Origin of the sequence: Undibacterium paludis (assembly GCF_022568815.1) — a bacterium.
Lineage (GTDB): Bacteria > Pseudomonadota > Gammaproteobacteria > Burkholderiales > Burkholderiaceae_D > Undibacterium.
This window is the reverse complement of sequence record NZ_JAKZHX010000049.1, coordinates 1-1,352: the sequence shown is the minus strand read 5'-3', so window position 1 is coordinate 1,352 and position 1,352 is coordinate 1. Positions and strand designations below refer to the sequence as shown.

Annotated in this window: 1 protein-coding gene; it reads left to right on the top strand. The window is 52.8% G+C overall.

The annotated features are described in order from the left end of the window. The first annotated feature begins 65 nt into the window (after positions 1 to 65). Positions 66 to 1,316 carry an IS256 family transposase gene (locus LZ463_RS28850; RefSeq protein ID WP_241459772.1) on the top strand — a complete coding sequence of 417 codons (1,251 nt, stop codon included), beginning with the start codon at positions 66 to 68 and terminating at the stop codon, positions 1,314 to 1,316. Positions 1,317 to 1,352: the final 36 nt, after the last annotated feature.

Sequence of the window (1,352 nt, the reverse complement as noted above, 5' to 3'; positions counted from 1 at the left end):
GAGGGTGTAAATAATTTTGTGTAAACGGTCATTTAGCAGGACACTGCTACCCTCAAGGAGAAATGATGACCGTTGCAAAGCGTAACAAAAGGGCCAAGCCCGACCCGGAATTGCTCAAACTGGCCGATAGTCTGTTGGCCAACTATAAGAAACCCGAAGACCTGATTGGTGAAAATGGGCTGCTCAAGCAGCTCACCAAGATGCTTGTCGAGCGTGCCCTGGAAGTCGAAATGACCGACCATCTGGGGCATGACAAGAGTGGAACCGTCAGCAATGACAGTGCCAACACACGCAACGGCCACAGCGGTAAAACACTGAAAGGTGATTTTGGCACACTGCCAATCGACATACCGCGCGACCGCCAAGGCACGTTCGAGCCGCAAATCATCGCCAAGCACCAAACCCGCTGGAGCGGCTTCGACGACAAGATCATCTCCCTCTACGCCCGTGGCCTGAGCGTACGGGAGATCCAGAGCCACTTAGAAGAGATGTATGGTACAGAAGTGTCACCATCGCTCATCTCCAGTGTGACCGATGGTGTCAGCGAGGATGTGAAAGCCTGGCAAGCCCGTCCACTTGATGCGCTCTATCCCATTCTGTACCTTGACTGCATCCACGTCAAAGTACGCGATGCTGGTGCAGTACGCAACAAGGCTGTGTTTCTCGCCATTGGTGTGAACATGAACGGCCACAAGGAAGTACTGGGTCTGTGGATTGCCCAGACTGAGGGAGCCAAGTTCTGGTTGCAGGTCGTCACCGAGCTGAAAAATCGTGGCGTACAGGACATCTTTATTGCCTGTGTGGATGGCCTCAAAGGCTTCCCGGATGCGATCGAAGCGGTTTACCCCAAGGCAACAGTCCAGCTCTGCATTGTCCACATGGTGCGTAACAGCCTGCACTTTGTACCATGGAAAGATCAGAAGGAAGTCGCTGCCGATCTGCGCACCATTTACACCGCAGCCACAGCCGACGAAGCCAGTCTCATGCTCACGCAATTCGAGGCCAAGTGGGACCAGCGGTACCTGCCCATAGGGCAATCATGGCGGCGAAACTGGGAGAGGGTCATTCCATTCTTCGACTACCCGGCAGAGATCCGTAAGGTGATCTACACCACGAACGCCATTGAATCGATTAACATGAGTCTGCGCAAGGTCATCAAGACACGTAGTTCGTTCCCCACTGATGAAGCTGTCAGCAAGCTGTTCTACCTGGCGCTTAACAACATCAGCAAAAAATGGACGATGCCCATACGTGATTGGAAAGGCGCTCTCAACCGCTTTACCATCCAGTTTGATGACCGCATGTCGCTGAACTAAACGAAAAACCGTTTACACAAAATTCAGGACACCCTC